This is a genomic window from Kitasatospora sp. NPDC033851 (assembly GCF_055576085.1).
The window spans coordinates 36,548-57,054 of record NZ_JBVIRL010000036.1 but is presented as its reverse complement, the minus strand read 5'-3'; the positions used below and the strand labels follow the sequence as shown (position 1 = coordinate 57,054).

The following is a 20,507-nucleotide window of genomic DNA, read 5'->3' as shown; positions in this document are numbered from 1 at the left end:
ACGCTGCGGTGCGGCGAAGCGGCGTGGGGTCTCCCGGCCCGCCGACGGGCCGGGAGAGCCTTGGCGCAGCGCGGTGGCGCGCCGGCGACCGGGGGCGGTCTCAGCGCCCGCGCCACACCGGTTCGCGTTTCTGCGCGAAGGCGCGCGGCCCCTCCTTGGCGTCCTCGCTGGCCCGGCGGGCCTGCTCCCACCGGTAGCGGGTGGTGAACGCCTGCTCCAGCGGCAGGTCCACCGAGCGCATCACGGCCTCCTTCAGGGCGCGCTGCGACAGCGGCGCGCAGCGCAGCAGGTCGGCCGTCCACCGCTCGACGCACTCGTCCAGCCGTTCGTCCGGCACGACCTCGTTGACCAGCCCGAAGGCCAGCGCCTCGCCCGCCGACATCCGGCGCCCGGTGAGCAGGTACCCCATCGCGGCCTTGAGCGGGATCTGCCGGGCCAGCCGGAAGGCCCCGCCCGCGCCCGGGACCAGCCCGAGGGTGGCTTCGGGCAGGGCGAAGACGGCGCTCTGCGCGGCGATCACCAGGTCGCAGGCGAGGACCAGTTCGAAGCCGCCGCCGAGGGCGTAGCCGCGGACCCGGGCCAGGACCGGTTTGGACAGGGAGAAACGGTCGGTCAGGCGCGGCCACCCCGGCAGGTCCTTCGAGCCGAAGCTCGTCGGCGGGGCCCCGTCGCGGTCGAGCCGCGCCCGCTCCTTGAGGTCCTGTCCGACCGAGAAGGCGCGTTCGCCCGCGCCGGTCAGCACGACCAGCCGCACCTCGTCGTCGCGCTCGACCTCGTCCCAGACCTCGCCGAGTTCCGTGTGCATCCGCAGGTCCATCGCGTTGAGCACCTGGGGCCGGTTCAACGTCACGCGCGCGACGTGCCCGGCCCGCTCGTAGAGCACGGGCCGGTTCGCCGCAGATGCCTCCTGCACGGGGTCCACGCGGACAGGCTATCGGGGGAGGCGGGCCGTGACATTCCCCTCGTAGCGCGAGTTGTGACCAGAGGGGAAGTTGCGGGCCATGGCGGGGAAGAGGCGCTCGTACGACGCGCAGTTCCGCGCGGGTGCGGTGCGGAACGTGACGGAGACCGGGAAGTCGGCCGCGGATGTCGCGCGGGATCTGGGCGTGCAGCCGAGCACGCTGCGGAACTGGCCCCCCCCCCGGGGCGGGCCCGGGCGAACGCGGAGGCGGCGGGAAGCCTGGGCAAGTCTGAACGGGGCCGGAAACGCAGGCGGTGGGCGTCCTGGGGTGGGGAAGAGCGAAGGGGAGGGTCGGGCCTGGCTGGTAGATCGCTGGCCCGACGGCCAGGCTCCGGGTGTCCTGCATTGCCTTCACGTACATGTGACGTGATCCCAGGATCACGTCACATGTACGCCTGCTCACTTACGGCCGGCCTGGGACTATTGGGCCGGCCCCGCGGGGTCGAGGTCGAGGGGGAACGGGTTGGCGAGCACGGTGGTCTCGCCGGCCTGGACAAGCCGATCGAGGTAGATGCCGCGCTCGAGGTGCCCGAGGTAGAGATGTGGGGCGGGGCCGAGTTCGAGGCGCCATCGTTCACACCGTCGGTCTCGTCAGGGGGTTACCGTTGCGATCTGGCTCGGGGTGTTCTCGGTGATCCAGAGGTTGCCGTCGGAGCCGGTGGCGATCTCCAGCGGGCTCGCGTCCGAGGTCGGGACCGACAGTTCGGTGATCGTTCCCGAGGTCGTGATCTGGCCGATGTCGTTGCCGGTGTTCTCGGTGAACCACAGGTTGCCGTCCGGTCCGGTGGTGATGCCCCACGGGAACGGGAAGAAGGCGGTATCCGTCAGGTCGTAGCCGGTGAACACGCCCGCAGTGGTGACCTGTCCGATCTGTGTTGCTCCGGCGTCCGTGAACCAGAGGTTGCCGTCCGGCCCCGCGGTGATGCCGATGGGCAGTGAGGCCAGTGAGGGGACCTCGTACTCGGTAATCGTGCCGCCGGTGGTGATCTGGCCGATGCTTCCGGACAGCACTTCGGTGAACCACAGGGCGCCGTCCGACCCGGCCGTGATGCTCAGCGGGAAGACGCCGGAGGTGGGGAGCGCGTATTCGGTGACCGTGCCGCCGGTGGTGATCCGGCCGATGTTGTCGGCACCGGGCTCCGCGAACCACAGGGCGCCGTCCGATCCGACGGTGATGCCCCACGGGTAGGCGCCGGAGGTCGGGAGCGCGTACTCGGTGAAGGTGCCCCCGGTGGTGATCCGGCCGATCTTGTCGACGTTCGACTCGGTGAACCACAGCGCGCCGTCCGGCCCGGTGACGATCCCGGCCGGGCCCGCGTTGGTGGTGGGCACCGAGTACTCGGTGAACGTGCCGCCCGTGGTGACGCGCCCGATCGCGTCGGCGGAGTTCTCGGTGAACCACAGGGCGCTGTCCGGCCCTGCGGTGATGCCGACCGGGGCCGAATTGGCGGTGGGTGTCGCCAGTTCGCTGATGGTGGAGGTCAGGCGGGTCTGTGACATCCTCGGTTGGGGGTGCCTCCCCCGGAGGCAGCCGATGAGCCCCGCCGGCCCCCGGTACCGGACGCAGGACTTCACCCACGGGCGCAGGGACCCGGGACGCGGGCGCGAGGAGTCACCGAAGGCGACAGTGCCGGGCGCTGCGACAGCGGCCGTCAGGGCCAGGACGACGAGCGCACGAGAAAGCCGCCTGAGACGGCTTGGACGGTCGGACATGAGACCCCTTTCCGAAGGACACAGCGGGAGCCGGAGCGCCGAACCCGTGGCACCGGCCTTCTCCCCGCCCCGGACCGTGATCGACAAGCACAGCGTGACGGCCGAACGGCCAGGTCGACGGGAGGCGCCCGACCTCAGGATGCAAGATCGTTCCTGCACGCACGAGAGCGTGGAACGCGGCTCGCGAAGCGCACCAGGTTGCGACGCGCCAGCTCACGCCGTGTACCCACGCGGCCCGCGCAAAGACAGGGACATAGGCCGGTGGCATGCTTCCGTACGCCCCACCCGGCCTCGCTGTCACCGGTCACTCCCCGGTGCAGGTCACAGCGACCGGGCCGGGCGCAGCAGCGCGGCGTTGGCCGCGCGGGCTGCCTCCAGCTGGGCCTGGGCCTTGGCCTCTCGCTCCTCGTCGTACCGCTGCTGGTGCAGCAGCAGAAGAAGAAGAAGGAGCGCGGCGGGACGGCGGCCGCGGCACCGACGAGCAGGACGTCGACCAGGCGCATCACCACCGATGCGTAAGACCCTGGCCGCGGGCCTCCTGACCGTCGCGAGCGCCGCCGCGATGACCGTCGCGCCCGCGGCGCACGCCGGATACCCGTTCCCGTACCAGTGCCAGTACACCAACTCCAACGACGACTGGACCTTCAACGGGGGCTTCGGGACCGCCCCCGGCGAGACCATCTGCGTCAACAACTACGAGCTCGCCATGCAGAACGACGGCAACCTCGTCATCTACAACAACACCGCCACCCCGATCTGGTCCTCGGGCACCTGGAACCACTCCGGCGCGACCGCCAAGTTCCAGCCCGACGGCAACCTCGTCGTCTACGCGTACGGTGGCAGCCCGGCGCTGTGGGCCTCGGGCACCTATGGCAACTCGGGCGCGACCCTCGTATTCCAACAGGACGGCAACCTCGTCATCTACGGCCCCAGCCACCAGCCGCTGTGGGCCACCGGCACCTGAGACGGCCTCGGGACTCCGCGCCGACATTCAGCGTCGGCGCGGAGCGCTGAACTCGCCATTGCGGACGGTCCTCCTCCAAGCACTTGAGCGCGGCGGCGGACTCCTCCTCCTGCTGCTCCTGGTGCTTCTCGTGGCAGGGGTAGCAGCGGCCGCCGGGGCGGCGGGTCCACTGTCCGTGGATCCCGTACTCGTGGGTGCTCTCCTCCTTCGGGAGGGTCTGCATCAGCTCGCGGCTCCTGGTGGAGTCGATCCGGTGTCCGGCGGTCGCGCGGGCGGAGGCGGTGCACCTGCTCTGGCACCGGCGCCTGGGGGTCGACCTGGCCGCGCCGCTGGGCGACGCGTATCGGGCGTTCGAGGTCGGTGGGCTCGTCGGCTGCCGCCGGGCCCGGGCGGCGAGCGGGCTCGCGTCTGCCTTCAGAACTGGGGCGGCGGCTGCGGCTCGCTATGTGGCACGTCCGGCGGCCTGCCGGACGCTCCTTTAGCAATGGCTGGTCAAGTCCGCGTTCGCGATCGCTGCAGCCCCCGCGGGCGTGACTCCAGAGCGTGATCATAGGGGAATTCTTGAGAGCCGCCAGCAGGTGAGACTGCGGCACCTCACCGTCCTCACCCTCGACCTGCCCACCGTGCAGACCGGGGCCATCACCCTCTTCCTCGGCCAGGACCGCGACCTCGTTTTCCAGAACGCCTTCGAGCAGATCACCACCGCCTGGCACAACGCCGGCCCCACCCACAGGCTCCCGCGCAGCGGCCGTCGTCCGCACTGACGGATGGGCATGACTGGTATCGGCTGGCCGGGCGTATCCGGTTCCGCTCCGGGTGGTGTCCGGCGGCACCATGGTGGGTGTGAGTGCCCGAGGGTCCGCGCGGGTGCGGCTGCCCCACATCGAGCCGATGCTGGCGACGGCCGGCCCGCTGCCGTCCGGTTCCGGGTGGGTCGGGGAGCTGAAGTGGGACGGGGCGCGGGCCGTCGCGTACGTGCCCGAGGCGGCGCCGGTGCGGCTGCTGGGCCGCTCCGGGGCGGACTTCACCGGACGGTTCCCCGAGGTCGCCGACGCGCTGACGGAGGTCCGGGGCCCCTTGGTCCTGGACGGCGAGCTGGTCGTGATGCGCACCGGCGTCCCGTCGTTCGCCGCGCTGCAGGGCCGTATTCACCACACCCGCCCGGCCGCGGTGCAAGCCGGCGCGGCAGCCGCGCCCGCCCTGTACGTCGCGTTCGACTTGCTGCACACCGGCGAGCGGTCGCTGCTCGGCGAGCCGTACGCGCGCCGGCGCGAGCTGCTGGAGAGCCTGGAGCTGGAGCGGCCGCACCTGCGGGTGCCACCGGTCTGGAACTCGGTCGCCGAAGCCTACGGGTGGACCCGCGAACACCGCCTGGAGGGCGTCGTCGCCAAGCGGCTCGACTCCCTCTACCGACCCGGCACCCGCTCCCGGGACTGGACCAAGATCAAGCACCTGCGCACCGCCGACGTCGTGATCGGCGGCTGGCTACCCGGCGGGCCGACCGGGGACTCGGTGCGCGCCGTCCTGGTCGGCGTCCCCACCACACCCCATGACCGCCTGCTGTTCGTCGGCTCGGTCAGCAGCGGCATGGTCGGCCCCGAGAGACGCGCGCTGGCGGCCGCGCTGCGCCGCCTCGCCGTCCCGGTGTCGCCTTTCACTGCCGGCGGCGGTTTGGGGCTGGCGCGCGGCACCGAGGTCCGGTTCGTCCGGCCCGAGCGCCACGCCGAAGTCGAGTTCCTGGAGCTGACCGACAGCGGCCGGCTCCGGCAACCGGTGTGGCGCGGGCTCCGCGACTGAACTACGGCAGCCGGCCTGGCCCGTTCGGCGGGTCGAAGGTGATGCGATCGGGCCGGCGAGGCCGCCGAGCGCACCCAGCGGGGTCACTGTGCACTACCCGGCTGCGCGGGTACCGCCGCACCGGCCGCCTGCCGAGTCCTGCGGCTCCCGGCCGTGCTCGCGCACTACCAGGAGATCATCCGACGAGCTGAACGCGATCAGCTCACCTACCGCGGCATGCTGGCCGAGCTGCTGATGACCGAGTGCGATAAGCGGGACCGCCGCCGATCCGAGAGGCGCCTGCAGATGGCCGGCTTCCCCCAGCCGAAGTGGTTGTCCGACTTTGACTACTCTGCCAACCCGAACATCAACCAGGCACAGATCGACAACCTCGCCAGCTGCGAATGGATCCGCAAAGGCGAGCCTCTCTGCCTGATCGGGGACTCCGGGACCGGAAAGTCGCACCTGCTGATCGCCCTTGGCTCCGCCGCCGCCATGGCCGGCTTCCGAGTCAAGTGACGCTGGTGTTCGGAGTGGGCTACGGCTGGTATTGGAAGGTGGCGCCGTTGCTGGTGCCGCCCGGGGAGTGGACGGTGACGGTGGCCAGGCCGGCGGCATGGGCCGGTGAGGTGGCCACGACCATGGTGTCGGAGACGGCGGCGAAGGACGCCGGGGCGGTGCCGAAGAGCGCGGCGTCGGTGTAGGTGAGGTTGCTTCCCCTGATCAGGACGTCGTCCCCGCCGGATACCGAACCCTGGGCGGGGCTGAGGGAGGTGATGACCGGTGGTGCGACGTAGATGTAGTAGGCGTTGCCCAGCCCGATGGTGCTGGTGCCGCCTGGTGTGGTGGCCGTGACCAGGACGGTCCCCGTGCCGGCGGGCGCGGTGACCGTGATCTGACTGTCGGAGACCACGTTGGTGTTGGTGGCCGCGGCGGAGCCGAAGTGCACGGCGCTGGTGAGAGCCAGGCCGGAGCCGAAGAGGGTGACGGTGTTCCCGCCACCACTCGGACCCATGGTAGGAATCAGGCCGGTGACGTCCGGGGACGCGACGTAGAAGTAGGGCAGAAGGTTGCTGGTGCCCGCCGAGGTGGTGACCGTGACGTTGACCGACTGCGCGGCTCCCGCGGGTGCCGTGACCGTGATCTGGATGCCGGTGTTGGCGGTGATCGTGGCGGCGTGGGTGCCGAACAGCACCGAGGTCGAGCCCGACAGGTTGGTGCCGGAGATGGTGACGGTGTTCCCGCCGCTGGTCGGTCCCTGGTTCGGGGTCAGGCCGGTGATCACCGGTGCGTTGACGTAGGTGTACGCCACGCTGTTGCTGGTGCCCGCCGAGGTGGTGACGGTGACCGGGACGGAACCGGTGCCCGCGGGAGCCGTCGCCGTGATCTGGGCATCGTTGACCACCGTGAACAGTGCCGAGGCGCTGCCGAAGTGCACCGACGTCACGCCGGTGAACCCGGCACCGTTGATCGTCACCGTGTTGCCGCCGCCCGTTGGCCCGGAGGCCGGGCTCACCGCGGTGATCGCGGGTGTGGCGGTGTAGGTGAAGGCCGCACTGTTGCTGGTGCCCGCCGGTGTGGTGACCGTGACCTGGAGGGTGCCGGAGCCCGCGGGAGCCGTGGCCTGGATCTGCGCATCGCTCAGCACCGCGAACGTCGCCGAGGCGGTTCCGAAGTGCACGGACGACGCACCGGTGAACCCCGAGCCGCTGATGATCACCGAGGTGCCGGCCGCACCCGAGGCCGGGCTCAGACCGGTGATCACCGGCCCGGCACCGTAGGTGTAGGTGACGCCGTTGCTCGTGCCGAGCGGCATGGTGACGGTGACCGCGGCCGAACCGGTGCCCGCAGGAGCGGTGGTGATGATCTGGCTGTCGCTGACCAGTGTGAAGGATGGCACCGGCGCGGTTCCGAACTTCACCGAGGTCGCGCCGGTGAAGCCGCTGCCGCTGATCGTGACGGCCGTACCCCCTGCGGCTGGCCCGTGGTTGGGGTTGATACCGCTGATGACCGGAGCCATCGGGTGCTCCTTTGCATCGCTGATGAGGGTGCCCTGGCCGCCGTAGGCGGGCCAGGGCACAGTGGGTCCGCGGTCGCGGCCCGTCGGATCCGCGCCGATGGAGGCGGTGACGGGAGGGCCGCGCGCCCGCTCCGGTGTCCAGGCTCGGGGCTCGGGGCTCAGACGGTGACGGCGAACTGGTCAGCGGCGACGGCCGGGCTGGTGCCTCCGGGCGTGGTGACCTGAATGTCGTAGGTGGTACCCACCGCCAGGCTGGCGGGGACGTCGAGGGTGAGCGTGCCCACAGCGGAGACGCTGACGTTGTCGGCCGGCACGGCCGCGCCACCGCCGACCGGGGTGAACGTCACGGAGCTGACGTCGACGAAGCAGGTGCCGGCGACGATGACCCCGGCGGTGCCCGCCGGCCCCGTGCCGGGCGTCACGCCGGTGACCGCCGGCAGCTTGTAGTAGGTGAACTGACCGGCCGCCCCGATCGGGGAGCTGGTGCCGCCGGTGGCGGTGACGGTCGCATCCGCCGAGTCGGTGCAGTCGGTGAAGGCGCCGTGACCCGGAGGGGTGACGGTCAGGTGGCTGTCCGACAGAACGGTGGGGACAGCGGTGCCGACCGTGCCGAAGGCCACCAAGGTCGCGGTCGCGAAACCGGTGCCGAAGACGTCGATGGCGCCGGGTGCGGCAGGGCCGATGCTGGGGGTCAGCGACGTGACCGTCGGGGCGGCGACGTAGAAGAAGGCGCTGCTGTTGCTGTTGACCCCGGAGACGGTCGCGATGACGTTGGCCTGACCGGAGCACCCCGACGGGATGATGAGGGTGACGGAGGTGCTGCTGGCGGCGGTGGGCGTGACCGTCCTGGTGCCGAAGTTCACCTTGGTGGTGCTCAAGCTCCCCAGACCGGTGCCGGTGATGGTCATCGTCTGACCCGAGTGGCCCGAGGTGGGCGAGATGGAGCTGATGGAGGGTGCCATGGCGGATCTCCTTCGCTGATGCTGATCGGTTGGGTGCCACAGCGCCTGGGGCGTGAGCACGGCGATGTGGCGCTTTCGCCGTCAACCTGCGGCTCTGTGGTCGAGTTGGGCGCCGTGGGCCGCCCGCCGGCCTCAGCAGGGCGCGGTCAGGGGCGGGGTGGCGGCGCAGTTGTCCGGGGTGTTGCCGGAGACGTTGGTGACGAGCAGCGTGGCGGAGCCGGCGTTCTTGTAGATGCCGCCGCCGTCGACCGTGGCGGTGTTGCCGGTGACGCTGCTGGCAGTCATCGTCAGCGCGGTGTCGGTGTAGATGCCGCCGCCGAACGAGGCGCGGCTGTTGCTGACACCTCCGCCGGTCACGGCGACCGACCCGCCGAGGTTGGCGATGCCGCCGCCCACCCCGAAACCGGCGTCACCGTTATTGATGGCGACCGCGGTCAAGCTGAGCTGACCGTTGTCGGCGGGCAGATGCGAGGGCCCGTCCACCTCGATGATGCGAAACGCGGGCGCTCCCGACGCACGGGAGATCTCGGTGGCCAGCCCGGTCATGGTGATCGGCGTGGTGATGTTCGGCAGCCCCGCCGGTCCACCGGCGCCCCCCGAACTGTGGGCGCTGGTAAGGGTGTAGGTGCAAAACGGTGCCAGGCTCAGGTCCCCGCCTCCGGCGGCGTTGGCCGCATTGAGGGCGCTCACCAACGCGGCTTCGCTGCACGGCACGATCACCGCCAGCGCCGGACGCGCGGTCTGCGCGTGTGCCGCCGGGGCGGTGAACACGAGCGCACCGACAGCGCCGGTCCCGAACAGCGCTCGAAGCATGGTGATGGCTCGCAAGAACGCCTCCTCGGACGTATGAGCCACCCTCGTCAGCCAGTGCACCGAACGAGCACCCCGGCCAACAGCCTCCCCCGATGGGCGCCCTCGCGGACGTGCGGCAGGCACCCACACCACCAACCTGCATGGGCGGCCTTCCCCAACGGAGGGATGGGCGGCCCACCTGATCGGACGCTACGAGTAAGTCATCTGAGCTTCCGTGCAGACAAGAGGGTTGACCGGTAGTTCACCCATTCAGCGGAGCACATCGCGTGTGTCGTTACGGGCGGTGCGGAGAAGGGATGAGCTAACCGCTGCGTCAGAACATGATGTGGCTGCCGTGGCGCGGGGACCGACTCCGCCGAAGCGGTCGCGGCATCGCAGGGCATCGGGGCACTCGGCCGCCTCCAGCGGCATGGCCGCAGGAGCGTGGAGCGGCTTACCGGGACCGCGAAGGTCTCGGCCAGGTGTGACCCGGGCCGCCCCGCCAGGGCCAGGGCGAGCTCCTGCAGTGCGCTCTGCAGGCCCTGGCTCCGCCGACCGTGACGGAGGGTCAGCCCCGCTGCCGGCTCGACAAAGGTCGATCGCGGGCACATCCGTTCACGGCACCGGAACCGTCGGACCCGTACCTGCGACGGCTGGACGACAGTGCGGCGTGTGGGCGTCGGGCCCCGGTGCCGGCGGTGTGGTCGCGCACGCGCTGCCATTCGGCCAGGGCGGCGGCCGCGGTGGCGGCGCTGGATTCGTGGCCGACGTCAGCATGCCGGTCGGCGCACCGCTCCCCGAACCGGGCCTGGTGCAGGGCCTGCTCGCTGGTGTCCAGGGTCTTCCCGGCCGCCCGGCGGCGAACCCGGATGCGGACGTCGCCGAGCAGCGGGTGCTCCTGGGCATCGGGCTCGATGTCGTCGGCCTGGTCGTCGTCGGCGGGGTGCTGGGCCAGGGCGGCGTGCAGCGTCGACCCGGCCTCGGCGTGCACGACGGGTTGGCCGTCGGGGCCGGCCTCGATCACGATCCGGCCCTCCACCAGGGCCACCCAGCCGTCCAGGGCGTCAACGTCCCTCTCCGTCCAGCCGCGGGCCAGACCGGCGCCCTGGTGCGGGGTGCGGATGCCGTCGTCACCGGTCCAGCGCAGCCACATCGAGCCGCGCGCCAGCGGCGAGTCCAGGACCGGGCGGCCCAGATCCCGGCCAGCGGGGGCGGGCCGGCTACGGAGGCGGCCCGCCCCAGCCGCGCGCACGTCGGCGGGGTCGGGGGGTGGTGTCGGTCATCGCGCGGTGCCTCCGGGAGTCGGGAACGGGGTGGGCCGTCCCGGGCGGGGTGGGCCGGGATGGCGAGGCGTACGGGCGGGTCAGCCGGCGACGGTCTCGGCGTGCCGGTGGAGCGCGTCCAGGAGCGCGGTCTGCTGCTCGGTCAGCTTCCCGCCCGTACGGGCCTCTCATGTGGTGTGGGGGGACGAGTTCTGGGCCGAGCTGTCCGGTGAGGACCGGGTCATCGCCCGCAGCCGGCTGAGGAAGCGGCGGCGTAGCGGGCGGGGTCATCGAACGTGATGGCGTCGGCCGCCTGGTGGTGGTCGATGCGTCGCTGCGTTTGACGATGGCGAGGCCCAGGGCGAGGGCCGCGAGGCAGTACTCGACGAGGCTGCCGGTGTATCCGCCGTCGGCCCGGACCAGGGCCAGCAGGTTGTGCGCGGCAATGACCTGGGTGAGCAGGACCTGGGCCGCGGCGCGGTCGCCCACATCCGCTGCGGTGACCATCACCGCGAGCAGCAGGCCAAGGGTGTCGACCACGACGTGCCGCTTGCGCCCGTTGATCAGCTTGCCACCGTCGAAGCCGCGGCTGTCAGAGCCGACGACCGCGTCCGCTCTGACCGACTGCGAGTCGATCACGCCCGCGCCCGGCTCCGAGTCCCGCCCGGCCCGCTCGCGGACCAGGCGGGTCCCACGGTGGGAAGTCGGCAGGTAGGGCCCGCCACTTCGTGCCGTTGTCGACCAGGTAGCGGATCGCGTCCAGCATCGCGCGGTGGCAATAAGCCTCCGGTTGCCCGCCCCGGCCCCGCAGCCAGCCCGGCACCGGCAGCAGTGGCCGGACCACCGCCCACTCGGCGTCCGACATGTCGGTGGGATACCGACGCTCGCGCGCCCCGTGGTCTCTGGCGTTCCCGAACCTGTGAGCCAGACAGTCACACGCGCGAGTGGCCGAAGTGGACCCCACTCCCGCGTTGCCGTAGAAATGCGACAACAGGGCCTCCTGGACCGCACGTTGGCTTCGACGCCCTTCGAGCTACCAAGAGGCCCTGCTCTCATGCACGGCAGCCGCCGCAGTCACCCGATCGACTGACTTCTCGACGAGATCGGGACGACGGCAGTCGCGTCGCTTCTCGTGATCGCTGGGACGGACGAATTCGCACTGCCATCCAGGTAGACGGTCGGCTTGGTGACGCCCCGAGGCCGCCTCGCGGGTTTGAGCCCGGGGCCGCGACTGACGAACCTGGCGAAGAGTCGTGTCTTACCGGCTCGAGGCGCGGCCAACCGCCCCCGCTGTGTCCTACTTCTCCTCCGGCTCCCAGGCGCGGAGCAGGTCGAGCAGCCCTGCGTCTCCGTCAACGTGCAAGGAGTCGGCCTGGATCCGGTCGTACAGGTAGAGGACCAACTCACTGGCCGTGCCGTGGACGGAGGCGCCGGCTGCGTCCGTGTCCTCGCCGGTCGCGGCGGTGGGCGCGGGGATGCGGGTGACGCGTGCGCCGTCGCCGTCGACGGTGAGGCGCCAGGAGCGGCCCTCGGCGGCGTGGAAGTCGAAGGCCGTGGGCTTGTGCGGCCAGGCACTCGGCGTTGCGCAGACGGTGAACAGGAACTCCTCCACACCGTCGAGTGCCAGCTCGACCGGCAGCGGCTGCGGGGCGCCCCCGGCGAGCTGGGCGTCGTAGGTGTGCACCGCAGTCTCCTGGACCCGGTGCCGGGCGGTGCCGCCGGAGGTTTGCGGTGACTGGGACGCGGGCCACCACGTCCAGCAACCGCTCTCCGGTCCTGCCTCGCGCAGGGCGCCCAGCAGAAGCTGCGTCGACGCGTCCAGCCAGGCCAGCAGGGCCTCACGCTCCTGCGGCACTTCCAGCGCGGCGCGCGCGGCGACGGCCTCGGCCGGGGGCGCGTCGGCGGGCCCCGCGCCGACGATGGCGGCCCAGAAGCGGTCTCCCCCGCCCAGGTGCTTCACCAGATCGAACAGCGTCCACCCAGGGCAGGTCGGCACCTGTGCGTCGAGACCGGGCGCGGCGGCGACCACGGCACGGAAGGCGGTCGACCGTTCATCGATCAGTCGCAACAGGTCGGGGAACTCAAGATTCTTTTCCACGCCGGATGTCTATCACCATGCTCCGGTGATCGGACAGCGATTTTCACAGTCGCCGCCGGTTGGCCATTGCGGACGTCCTCGCCTCCCACCGCTCGGGTGACAAGCTGCGCACTGCTGCGAGGACGCTGGTGGTGGCAGTACGCCAGGCGTCGCGCCTGTGGGTGCTCTGGCCTCGCCGTGCGGCCGGGTGCCTCGGCGACGTGACGTCCACCCGGTGCGTGCGGTCATGCTGCCGCTCGATGTGATGGACGCGGAGGTCACGACGGCGGAGGAGGACCGGTCGGGTCGGGAGTTCAGGTGACTCCCGTTCGACCAGCACTCCTCAAGTAAAATGTCTCGTATGCCACACAGTTGGTTCACTCCTGTGAGTGATGGGATGATTCAACTCCCAGGCGTACCAGTTGAGTTATGACGAGCAAGCCGCAGCGCAGAGCCTATCCAAGTGACCTGTCCGACGCCCGCTGGGCCCTGGTGGAGCCGATCCTGACCGCTTGGCGTGTCGAGCGGCAGAAGACCTCACTGGGACTCGCCGGCAGGGCCGCCCACGACGAACTCCTCCCTTCCCGCCGCCGAACGCACGGACCACGGCACGCGAGACACCGCCCGACCCGGCGGACCAGACCCCGGCCGTCGGCACACCGACACCGCACGCCCGCACGGAGGAGACGTTCACCGCCGCCCAGGCCGAACTCCTCGCCGCCGCGCGCGCTCTCGTCACGCGCGGCACGGCCGGCTTCTCCCCCGCCGCCGACCACGTCCTCCAACGCCTGATCACCGCCATCGACCACCGCAACACCGTGGTACTCCCCCATGCCCGCCGGGACACCGCCCACCTCACCCACCGCCGCATCCGCCTCCCCCACACCCCCGCCGACCCAGCGCCTAAGCGAAGCCCTCACGGCTTACCACGCCGCTTGGAACACCACCAGCGACAACGGCGGGTCCGTCTGAACCTCCATCACAACCAACACTGGGAGCGCCCCTCCCACCACGGATCGTCCGAGGCGGAGACCAGGGCGGCCACCTGCTCGCGCTTGGTCGGGGCAGGCAACACCAACCGGCGCGGCAGCGGCAGGCTGGCAGACCACGGCCGGGGGCGGGGACGGGGACGGGGACGGCGCCAGGCAGCAGGGGGCGGCCGGCTGGCCGGCATCCGGGCCGGCAGGAGCGGCAGGGCACTTGGCGGGCCGGCGGCGCAGCTGGACCGGCGAGCACCACAGGGAGCACCACCGGGAGCACCGGTACCAGCCGGCCGGAACCAGAACCCGGCCGGGACGGCGGGACCGCGGGACGGAGCCACCACCACCGGCCGACGGCGGCGTTCAGCGGCACAGGGTTCGCAGGGCGGTGAGGCAGTCCGCAGCACGGCGTTGCGGGTCGGTGTCGGTGCTGGCCCAGGCGATCCGGGCGTCCGGCCGGATGAGGACGGCGGTGACGTCCAGCCAGATTGGATGCGCTGTGTTGGCGTTGACGGCTCCTGCCTGCTGCTCCAGGCCCTCCGTCGGGCACGGTGTCCGCGTCCCGTCGAGGTCCAGCAGTAGGGGTCGGCCGTGGTGCATCAACGGGTGGGCGGTCGTTGCACCTCTCGGGGTGTTCAGGGCGAGGCCGGCCAGTCGGGTGCCGTTCAGCGGGTGCGTGCGGGGTTCGGTGTCGGCGGGGAGCGGGTCGTCGAAACCGGCGATCCGGCGGGCCCACTGGCGGTTGGTCCGTGGTTCGGCGAGCGCGGCGGACCAGACCTCGCGCAGCGCGATCTGCTCCGGGCTCGCTGCCGCGAACAGGGCGAGCTGCGCACGGGTGTTGTCGATGACGGCGCGGGCGGCCGGCCGGCGCTCCGTGTCGTAGCTGTCGAGCAGTCCGTGGGGCGCCCGGCCCTGGAGGGTGGCGGCCAGCTTCCAGCCCAGATTGGTGGCGTCCTGGATGCCCAGGTTCATGCCCTGCCCACCGGCCGGGAAGAACATGTGCGCCGCGTCCCCGGCCACCAGCACCCGTCCGGCTCGGTACCGCGCGGCCTGGCGGGTGGCGTTGCCGTAGCGCGAAAGCCACCGCGGGTTGCGGATGCCGAGATCCCGTCCCAGCAGCGCGCGGGTCTGCTCGCGCACCTCTTCCAGGGTCAGCGGTTCGCCGGTGCCGTGGTGCATGGTGGCCGTGGACAGGCCCGCCAGTCGGTGGACACCGTCGCCGATCGGGGCTGCCAGGAACGAACCGGCCGGCCCGGTGGCGGCGAGCGGCGCGGCAGGTGGATCGTCGAGTTCGACGTCGGCGAGCCACCCGCTCAGGGTGGTGTCCTGACCGGGGAAGCCGATGCCCGCCGCCTGGCGCACCGCGCTGCGGGTACCGTCGCAGCCGACCACCCAGCGGGCCCGCAGGGTCCGGTGGGTGCCGGCGGCCCGGAGCACCACCTCGACGGCGTCCGGCCCCTGGGTGAGCGAGACAACCTCCTCCCCCCGCAGCACTCGGGCTCCCGCGGCGACCGCATGCTCCTCCAGGAGTTGTTCGGTGACGGACTGACCGAGCGCCAGCATGAAGGGGTGCACCGCCCCGACCGTGGAGAAGTCCAGCCGGGTGGCCGCCGCGCCGAAGTGGCCGGTCGGTACCGGGGTGCCGCGTTCGATGAACCGCTCCGCGAGGCCCCGGGTGGCGAACGTGTCCAGGGTGCCGGCCTGCATGCCGACCGCGCGCGACCGTCCGTCCGGCGCCGCCCGGCGTTCCACGACGGCCACCTCCACCCCGTGCAGTCGCAACTCCGCGGCGAGCCAGAGCCCCACGGGGCCGGCCCCGGCGATCAGCACGTCGAGCACGAAAACCACTTCCTCTCGCTTTTCGGATGTTGCGCCATGACGGCGGCGCGCGCCGATGTGCCGGGACGGGGCCGGCCTCGTGTCGCCTGGTGGGAATGTGGCTCAGCGGGCGCTGCCGAGGTTCCGGTCGGTGTCGGCGCCTTCGAGCATGAGGGTGGTCTCCTCGATGCGGCGGAAGCGGCCGTCGGCGGCGAACTCGGCGAAGAGGTAGACCTCCATGCGGACGGTGGAGCCGTCGGTCTTGGTGACGGTCATGGTGTGGCGGTCGGCGTAGAGGTTGCCGGTGGTGAGTTCCTCGTGGACGTCGACGGAGCCGCCGGCGACGACCGTGCGCAGGTAGGCGATGTGGGCGAGGAACTCGGTGCGGTCGGCCCACTCGCCGTCGGTGCGCTGGCGGTAGTCGGGGGCGAAGTGCCGGTCGGCGGCCTCGTCGAGGTCGAGGCCCGGGGTGAGGAGGAGGTCGGTGAGGGCGGCGCGGGCGTGGGTGTGGTTCATGGGGATTCCTTCGGTTGGGTGCGGGCGTGGCCCGCCCTGGGCCAGTCAGGGGATGCGTGCCTTAAGCACGCTTCTGACTGTACCAGGAAAGCGTGTGCCAAGCACGCTAATCTCGAGAGGTGAAGAACTCGACGGGACACGACATCGCCGACGCCCTGGGACTGCTCATGCGGCGGAGCACTCGCGCCCGCCTCCACACCCAGCTGACCGAGGGGCTCGGGGAAGCGGTCGACGACCTCACCTACCCGATCCTCAGCGGCCCGGCCCGGACCGGAGCGTGCAGCGCCGCCGGCCCCGGCCACGAAACCGGACCGGACCGGACCGGACCGGACCACCGTGACCCGCCGCGCCGACCGGCCGGAGCAGGCCCGCCTGCTCCAGCGCCACCCCGACCCGGCCGACGGCCGCGCGTCCCTCCTCACGCTCACCGAGGAGGGCCACACCATCGTGTCGGTCTGTCGCCGCCGAAAGTGGGTCGAGAGGCGGTCGGCGGGAGACACATCCGCGGCGGCGGATTGTCGATGCGATCCTCTGCGTGGTGCGGACCGGGGCATTCAGCGAGGAGCAAGGACTGCCCGGCGACGGTACCCGCTCGTGCCGAGGCCCTGCGCCCGGGCGTCCCGGTACCGGGCTCGGAGAAGCCGACGGTGCGGCACGGGCGCGAGCACCTGCTGGACGTCGGCCGGATCCACGCCGCCTTCGTCACCGACGCCCGCACCCGGGGCGAGGCCTGCCGCCCGCTCGACCTCCTCCCCGCTCCCGAGTTGCCCGCCGGGGGTGGGGTGTACCGGCCCGGCGCCCACCTCGCCTACGCCGCCGGCACCGGCGACGACCGGCACCGCCTGCGCGCCTTCATCGAACGCCACCGCTCCGGCACCGGAGACGAACAGACCGCGGCGCAGCCGGCGGCCTGCGCCCAGGTGCGGGAACAGGCGGGCGAGGACGGGTCGGGCCGGGCGTGGGAGCGGCGCTGGCGCTCGTTCCCACGGCTTCTGGTGGTCCTGGTCGGCACGGCGGACGCCGGGTGCGCTCGACTGTGACGGACCTGCGCCTGGCCGCCGAGGAGCACCCGTCCGTCGCCGAGATGCTCACCGCCGTCCCGACCGGCGCCGCCCGCATCGAGGACCTCATCCAGCGCGGCCCCTCGGCCCCCGTCTGGCACCCGCTCGGCAGCCGAGGCGGGCGGGCGGGTGGACCGAGCTGTAGGCGACGAGCGGGAGCCGCAGGTCGGCCTGCCGCCCCGGCCGCCCACTCTCTCGCCCCTCCTCCCGGCCGGTGGCGCCGCGAAGCGGGGCCGCCGGGCCACCGCGCAGCGGACCACCCGTCACGCCGTCGGCGCGCAGCATCAGGTTGCCGGGATCCCGTCCCCCGCTCCTGCTCTGCGCGCCGACTCTTCTGCTCCTCTTCTTCGACGCCCCGGTGCCCGGACTTCACCCGGCACCCGCCGAAGTGCCCAGGGAGAAGTCCCGGTGTCGAGGGGAACCAGGAGCTCGTCGCCGCACGCGTGCGGCGCAGCTCTGGCAAACGGCCCGTCGACGGGCATCTCGCCGATCCTGTCCGCTAGTTGACGACCTTGGCATGGTGCGCGCGGGCCCGTCCGCCGTCGATGACGCTCCCGCAATCCCCAACGTACCTGCTGCGCGGCCGCGTTCGTGCGCGACGGCACTAATCGGGTTGTGGGCGCCCGCCCTTGAGCGGCCCGCGACGGGATGCTTCACTGTGCCGATGACTGGCGAGACGGAGATGACGGAGCTGTTCGGCGCGGTGCTCAGCAGGCACCGGGTGGACACCGGGGCACGGTGGCAGAACGCCCTGTGGGCGCTGCTGCCGGCTGTGCCCACCGGCTGGCTCGGGCTGTGGGCACTGTTCAGCGCGGACGACACCCGCTCGGGCGGCGGCCGGGCGATCGGCCTGGTGATCGGCCTGTCCCTGGGCGCGCTCTACGTCGCCGTAACGCAGGCCTGGCGCGCGGTGCGGGGCGGACCGGGCGAGTACTTCGAGGTCCACGAGCGCGGCCTCGTCCACGGCTCGCGGCGCGGCGCGGAAGGCTGGGAGTGGAGCCAGGTCGTCTCGATCACGATCCCCGGCACCCGGAGGATCCACGGCCTCGCCCGCCGGCTGGGCAACGACTACCGCTGTCGCCTCGCCCTCGACGGCGGTGCGCGCCTGCACATCGACGGGCACACCCCCGGGGCGTCCGGCCTGGGCCGCGCGGTGCTGGCGCACAGCCCCCACGCGCGGCGGCTGGAAGGGGACGAGTGGCAGGAGCGGGCCGGCGGCTGGTTCCTGGCCGGAGCGATAGTCTTCCTGGCCGTGGGCGTCTCACTGGGCGCCTACCTCGTCAGCCACGCCGACGAGGACGCGCAGAACGTCAGCGAAGGCGTGACCATGGCAGTCGGCCTAGGACTGCCGGTGTGCGTGATCGGCGCGATCACCTGCACCGTGCTGTACATCCGCTACCGGATGTACCGCCCCCGCTGACCCCGACCCGCTGGCCTCCCTCCTGGGGCACGGACGTCTCGTGCAGGCAGGTATGCCGGCCGGCCCCGGGCACAGCGTCCAGGATCCGGGCCACCCCTGCCTGGATCTCGACCCGGAACGCGCCCACCTCATCCGCGTAGACCGGCGCCCCGCCCGCGGTCCGCTCGCCGGCCGATCATGCCTGCGGTGCGGTCGCGCAGGTAGGGGGGGCGGGCCGCAGGAGGGCGCCCGGGCGGTGGGCGTGCAGCCTCTTCCTCGAACCCACAGCCCCGGGCCCGGCCGGCGAACCCGCCCCGTCCCCGCGTTCCGGCAGCGGCGGCACCGGCGGCGGCGACGCCCCGGCCGGCGCGCTGGACCAGGCACCGGCCGTACTGCCCTCGGACACCCGCCCTAGGCGGTCTGCGGGGTGTAGGTGAAGAAGTCGATGACGTCCTGGAGCGCGGGGTTGTCGGTGGTCTCACCCTCGGTGGTGGGGCCGTGGGTGGCCGAGCGGAGGAACATGGCGCGTTCGTGGGCGGCGATCGCCGCGTCCGGGTCGTCGGGGTGCGCGGCGAGGGCTTCGGCGAGTTCGGCCCCGTCGAGCATGGCGAGGTTGGCGCCCTCGCCGTCGGGCGGGGAGAGGTGGGCGGCGTCGCCGACCAGGGTGGCGCCGGACACGGGCTCCCAGCGGTGGGGGATCGGCAGGGTGTAGAGGGGGCGGAAGAGCGGCGGAGTGTCACTCGCGGTGATCAGCGCGGTGAGGTCCGGGGCCCAGCCGTCGAACTCGCGCAGGATGCCGGCGGTGGCCGTGGCGGGGTCGGCGAAGTCGATGGCGTCGAACCATTCGCGCGGCTTGCGCAGCGCGACGTAGGTGTGCAGGGTGGAGCCCTTCTCGCGGTGCGCACCGAGCTGCCTCTCGCCGGGGTCGATGGCGAACATCCCTCCGCCGCCGACCAGTTCGGCGGCCGCGGGGTGGCGGCTGTCCGCGTCGTACAGGTAGGTCTCGACGAAGGACATGCCGCTGTACCGGGGCACGGCGGAGGAGAGCAGCGGCCGGACCCGGGACCAGGCGCCGTCCGCGCCGACGAGCACCGCGGCGGTGACGGGCGGGTGGTCGGTGAAGCTCACCTCGTGGCGGCCCGCGCCCAGGGGGCGGACGCCGCTGACCTTGTGACCCCAGCGGACGGTGCCCTGCGGCAGCGAGTCGAGGAGCATCCGGCGCAGGTCGCCGCGCTGGACCTCGGGGCGTCCGCCGGTGCCGTCGTCGTCCTGTTCGTAGCGCACGTTCGCGTTCCGGTCCAGGATGCGCATGGCCTGGCGGCCGTGGAGGACGAGGGTGCGGAACTCGTCGTCGAGGCCGGCGGCGCGCAGGGCGATCCGGCCGTTGTAGTCGTGGATGTCGAGGAGGCCGCCCTGCGGGCGCGCGGTCGGCGAGGCGTCGGCCTCGTAGACGGTGGAGGTGATGCCGTGGACGTGCAGGACCCGGGCGAGGGTGAGGCCGCCGAGTCCGGCGCCGATGATCGTGACGTCAGTGGTCATGATGGCTCCTTGGCTGGTCGCGGCCTGCCGGGAGGATGCCCGGCAGGCTCTGCGACCAAGGTTCCGGGGCCGTGCTGACACCTCACCGGCAGCGTGCTCACAGCCCCGGCAACCGGCTGACACCCTGCCGCCACCCCGCTGACACCCCCTGACAGCGCCCGGGTGGCCCGTCGATCGCCCAGTTCCGCAACCGGGTGTAGACGCCCTTCCACGAGCCGTACTCGGCAGGCAGGTACACCCACTGCGAGCCTGTCTGGAACGTCCACGCGATCGCGTCGATCACCTCCCGGTGATCGCGCCACCGCCCGCCCCGCTTCGGCGTCCGGTCCGGCAAAGAAGCCGAGCGGCAGGCCTCCCACGCGGTGTGGGCCGACGAGTACGGGGCCACGCTGTCCGGCGAGGGCCGCGTCTTCGCCCGCAGCCGACTCCACCACCTCGACGACCCGGTGGAGAAGCAGCGGGCCACCTGACAGCGGGCGACGACGGCGTCCCGGCCCCACGGCGGCGACGGGACGAGATCCGACCGGTCAGCCCTCTTCTGGCGGCTCCCGATCACAGAACGTGCACCAGTCCCGTCCGGGCGGATCGTCCCGGAGGTGCACCGTGGTCTCGCCGCACCGCGAACAGGGCCAGCCCGGCTCCAGCTCGTCGGCGCACGCGTCGAGGA

At 72.3% G+C, this 20,507-nt stretch carries 19 protein-coding genes and 3 pseudogenes; 8 read left to right on the top strand and 14 right to left on the bottom strand.

The window, feature by feature from the left end:
- Window positions 1-100: 100 nt before the first annotated feature.
- Entirely contained in the window at window positions 101-922 is an 822-nt protein-coding gene (dpgD, locus tag ACZ51D_RS38725; protein WP_465664932.1) for an enoyl-CoA-hydratase DpgD, read from the bottom strand.
- 79 nt (window positions 923-1,001) lie between these two features.
- On the opposite strand from dpgD, the gene ACZ51D_RS38720 reads away from it, so the two are divergent.
- Window positions 1,002-1,331, top strand: coding sequence for a transposase (locus ACZ51D_RS38720; protein ID WP_465664931.1), 330 nt, complete (start codon window positions 1,002-1,004; stop codon window positions 1,329-1,331).
- A 221-nt stretch (window positions 1,332-1,552) separates the two neighbouring features.
- Here the strand turns inward: ACZ51D_RS38720 and ACZ51D_RS38715 are convergent, their stop codons facing one another.
- On the bottom strand, window positions 1,553-2,461 hold the full coding sequence (locus ACZ51D_RS38715) for a Vgb family protein (protein WP_465664929.1): 909 nt from the start codon (window positions 2,459-2,461) through the stop codon (window positions 1,553-1,555).
- A 724-nt stretch (window positions 2,462-3,185) separates the two neighbouring features.
- Here ACZ51D_RS38715 and ACZ51D_RS38710 point away from each other — a divergent pair.
- The 4 genes and pseudogenes from ACZ51D_RS38710 to ACZ51D_RS38695 all read left to right on the top strand — a co-directional run.
- Complete coding sequence (locus tag ACZ51D_RS38710) at window positions 3,186-3,638, top strand: hypothetical protein (RefSeq protein WP_465624448.1); 453 nt, start codon at window positions 3,186-3,188, stop codon at window positions 3,636-3,638.
- Between the two features lie 578 nt (window positions 3,639-4,216).
- Window positions 4,217-4,402 (top strand): hypothetical protein, encoded by a 186-nt coding sequence (locus ACZ51D_RS38705; protein WP_465664927.1) that lies wholly within the window; start codon window positions 4,217-4,219, stop codon window positions 4,400-4,402.
- Between the two features lie 79 nt (window positions 4,403-4,481).
- Window positions 4,482-5,435, top strand: coding sequence for an ATP-dependent DNA ligase (locus ACZ51D_RS38700; RefSeq protein ID WP_465664925.1), 954 nt, complete (start codon window positions 4,482-4,484; stop codon window positions 5,433-5,435).
- 105 nt (window positions 5,436-5,540) lie between these two features.
- Window positions 5,541-5,930: pseudogene (locus ACZ51D_RS38695) on the top strand (ATP-binding protein); the annotation flags it as partial.
- Between the two features lie 22 nt (window positions 5,931-5,952).
- Here ACZ51D_RS38695 and ACZ51D_RS38690 read toward each other — a convergent pair.
- The 7 genes from ACZ51D_RS38690 to ACZ51D_RS38660 form a co-directional block, all read right to left on the bottom strand.
- Window positions 5,953-7,434 (bottom strand): beta strand repeat-containing protein, encoded by a 1,482-nt coding sequence (locus ACZ51D_RS38690; protein WP_465664923.1) that lies wholly within the window; start codon window positions 7,432-7,434, stop codon window positions 5,953-5,955.
- A 158-nt stretch (window positions 7,435-7,592) separates the two neighbouring features.
- Window positions 7,593-8,396 (bottom strand): IPT/TIG domain-containing protein, encoded by an 804-nt coding sequence (locus tag ACZ51D_RS38685; RefSeq protein ID WP_465664922.1) that lies wholly within the window; start codon window positions 8,394-8,396, stop codon window positions 7,593-7,595.
- Between the two features lie 132 nt (window positions 8,397-8,528).
- Window positions 8,529-9,224 (bottom strand): hypothetical protein, encoded by a 696-nt coding sequence (locus tag ACZ51D_RS38680; protein ID WP_465624460.1) that lies wholly within the window; start codon window positions 9,222-9,224, stop codon window positions 8,529-8,531.
- Window positions 9,225-9,756: 532 nt separating this feature from the next.
- A complete protein-coding gene (locus ACZ51D_RS38675; protein ID WP_465664920.1) occupies window positions 9,757-10,440 on the bottom strand; it encodes a hypothetical protein in 684 nt (227 codons plus the stop codon).
- Window positions 10,409-11,089: a transposase gene (locus tag ACZ51D_RS38670; RefSeq protein ID WP_465624464.1), complete on the bottom strand. Its 681-nt coding sequence runs from the start codon at window positions 11,087-11,089 to the stop codon at window positions 10,409-10,411. The genes ACZ51D_RS38675 and ACZ51D_RS38670 overlap by 32 nt, the downstream gene beginning before the upstream one ends.
- Window positions 11,043-11,315, bottom strand: a complete 273-nt coding sequence (locus tag ACZ51D_RS38665) for a transposase (protein WP_465664919.1) — start codon at window positions 11,313-11,315, stop codon at window positions 11,043-11,045. Before ACZ51D_RS38665 ends, ACZ51D_RS38670 begins: the two co-directional genes overlap by 47 nt.
- Window positions 11,316-11,747: 432 nt before the next feature.
- Window positions 11,748-12,548 (bottom strand): maleylpyruvate isomerase family mycothiol-dependent enzyme, encoded by an 801-nt coding sequence (locus ACZ51D_RS38660; protein ID WP_465624468.1) that lies wholly within the window; start codon window positions 12,546-12,548, stop codon window positions 11,748-11,750.
- Window positions 12,549-12,956: 408 nt separating this feature from the next.
- Between ACZ51D_RS38660 and ACZ51D_RS38655 the strand changes: the two are divergent.
- Window positions 12,957-13,064: pseudogene (locus ACZ51D_RS38655) on the top strand (IS5 family transposase); the annotation flags it as partial.
- An 806-nt stretch (window positions 13,065-13,870) separates the two neighbouring features.
- Here ACZ51D_RS38655 and ACZ51D_RS38650 read toward each other — a convergent pair.
- Window positions 13,871-15,346, bottom strand: a complete 1,476-nt coding sequence (locus ACZ51D_RS38650; RefSeq protein WP_465664918.1) for an FAD-dependent monooxygenase — start codon at window positions 15,344-15,346, stop codon at window positions 13,871-13,873.
- Window positions 15,347-15,448: 102 nt separating this feature from the next.
- Complete coding sequence (locus tag ACZ51D_RS38645; protein WP_465664916.1) at window positions 15,449-15,841, bottom strand: nuclear transport factor 2 family protein; 393 nt, start codon at window positions 15,839-15,841, stop codon at window positions 15,449-15,451.
- 647 nt (window positions 15,842-16,488) lie between these two features.
- Between ACZ51D_RS38645 and ACZ51D_RS38640 the strand changes: the two genes are divergently transcribed.
- On the top strand, window positions 16,489-16,881 hold the full coding sequence (locus tag ACZ51D_RS38640) for a hypothetical protein (RefSeq protein ID WP_465664914.1): 393 nt from the start codon (window positions 16,489-16,491) through the stop codon (window positions 16,879-16,881).
- A gap of 685 nt (window positions 16,882-17,566) precedes the next feature.
- Window positions 17,567-18,322 (top strand): hypothetical protein, encoded by a 756-nt coding sequence (locus tag ACZ51D_RS38635; protein WP_465664912.1) that lies wholly within the window; start codon window positions 17,567-17,569, stop codon window positions 18,320-18,322.
- Here ACZ51D_RS38635 and ACZ51D_RS38630 read toward each other — a convergent pair.
- The 3 genes and pseudogenes from ACZ51D_RS38630 to ACZ51D_RS38620 all read right to left on the bottom strand — a co-directional run.
- Window positions 18,273-18,479: pseudogene (locus ACZ51D_RS38630) on the bottom strand (DUF6296 family protein); the annotation flags it as partial. The gene ACZ51D_RS38635 and the pseudogene ACZ51D_RS38630 overlap by 50 nt on opposite strands.
- Window positions 18,480-18,712: 233 nt before the next feature.
- Window positions 18,713-19,840, bottom strand: coding sequence for an FAD-dependent oxidoreductase (locus tag ACZ51D_RS38625; protein ID WP_465624470.1), 1,128 nt, complete (start codon window positions 19,838-19,840; stop codon window positions 18,713-18,715).
- A 97-nt stretch (window positions 19,841-19,937) separates the two neighbouring features.
- On the bottom strand, window positions 19,938-20,123 hold the full coding sequence (locus ACZ51D_RS38620) for a transposase (RefSeq protein ID WP_465664910.1): 186 nt from the start codon (window positions 20,121-20,123) through the stop codon (window positions 19,938-19,940).
- Window positions 20,124-20,507: the final 384 nt, after the last annotated feature.

Bases quoted from the DNA above. Each gene is read 5' to 3' on its own strand.
- ACZ51D_RS38690 (WP_465664923.1), bottom strand. From the start codon at position 7,434: ATGGCTCCGGTCATCAGCGGTATCAACCCCAACCACGGGCCAGCCGCA.
- ACZ51D_RS38665 (WP_465664919.1), bottom strand. From the start codon at position 11,315: ATGTCGGACGCCGAGTGGGCGGTGGTCCGGCCACTGCTGCCGGTGCCG.
- ACZ51D_RS38710 (WP_465624448.1), top strand. From the start codon at position 3,186: ATGCGTAAGACCCTGGCCGCGGGCCTCCTGACCGTCGCGAGCGCCGCC.
- ACZ51D_RS38645 (WP_465664916.1), bottom strand. From the start codon at position 15,841: ATGAACCACACCCACGCCCGCGCCGCCCTCACCGACCTCCTCCTCACC.
- ACZ51D_RS38685 (WP_465664922.1), bottom strand. From the start codon at position 8,396: ATGGCACCCTCCATCAGCTCCATCTCGCCCACCTCGGGCCACTCGGGT.
- ACZ51D_RS38715 (WP_465664929.1), bottom strand. From the start codon at position 2,461: ATGTCACAGACCCGCCTGACCTCCACCATCAGCGAACTGGCGACACCC.
- ACZ51D_RS38625 (WP_465624470.1), bottom strand. From the start codon at position 19,840: ATGACCACTGACGTCACGATCATCGGCGCCGGACTCGGCGGCCTCACC.
- ACZ51D_RS38635 (WP_465664912.1), top strand. From the start codon at position 17,567: ATGACTGGCGAGACGGAGATGACGGAGCTGTTCGGCGCGGTGCTCAGC.
- ACZ51D_RS38720 (WP_465664931.1), top strand. From the start codon at position 1,002: ATGGCGGGGAAGAGGCGCTCGTACGACGCGCAGTTCCGCGCGGGTGCG.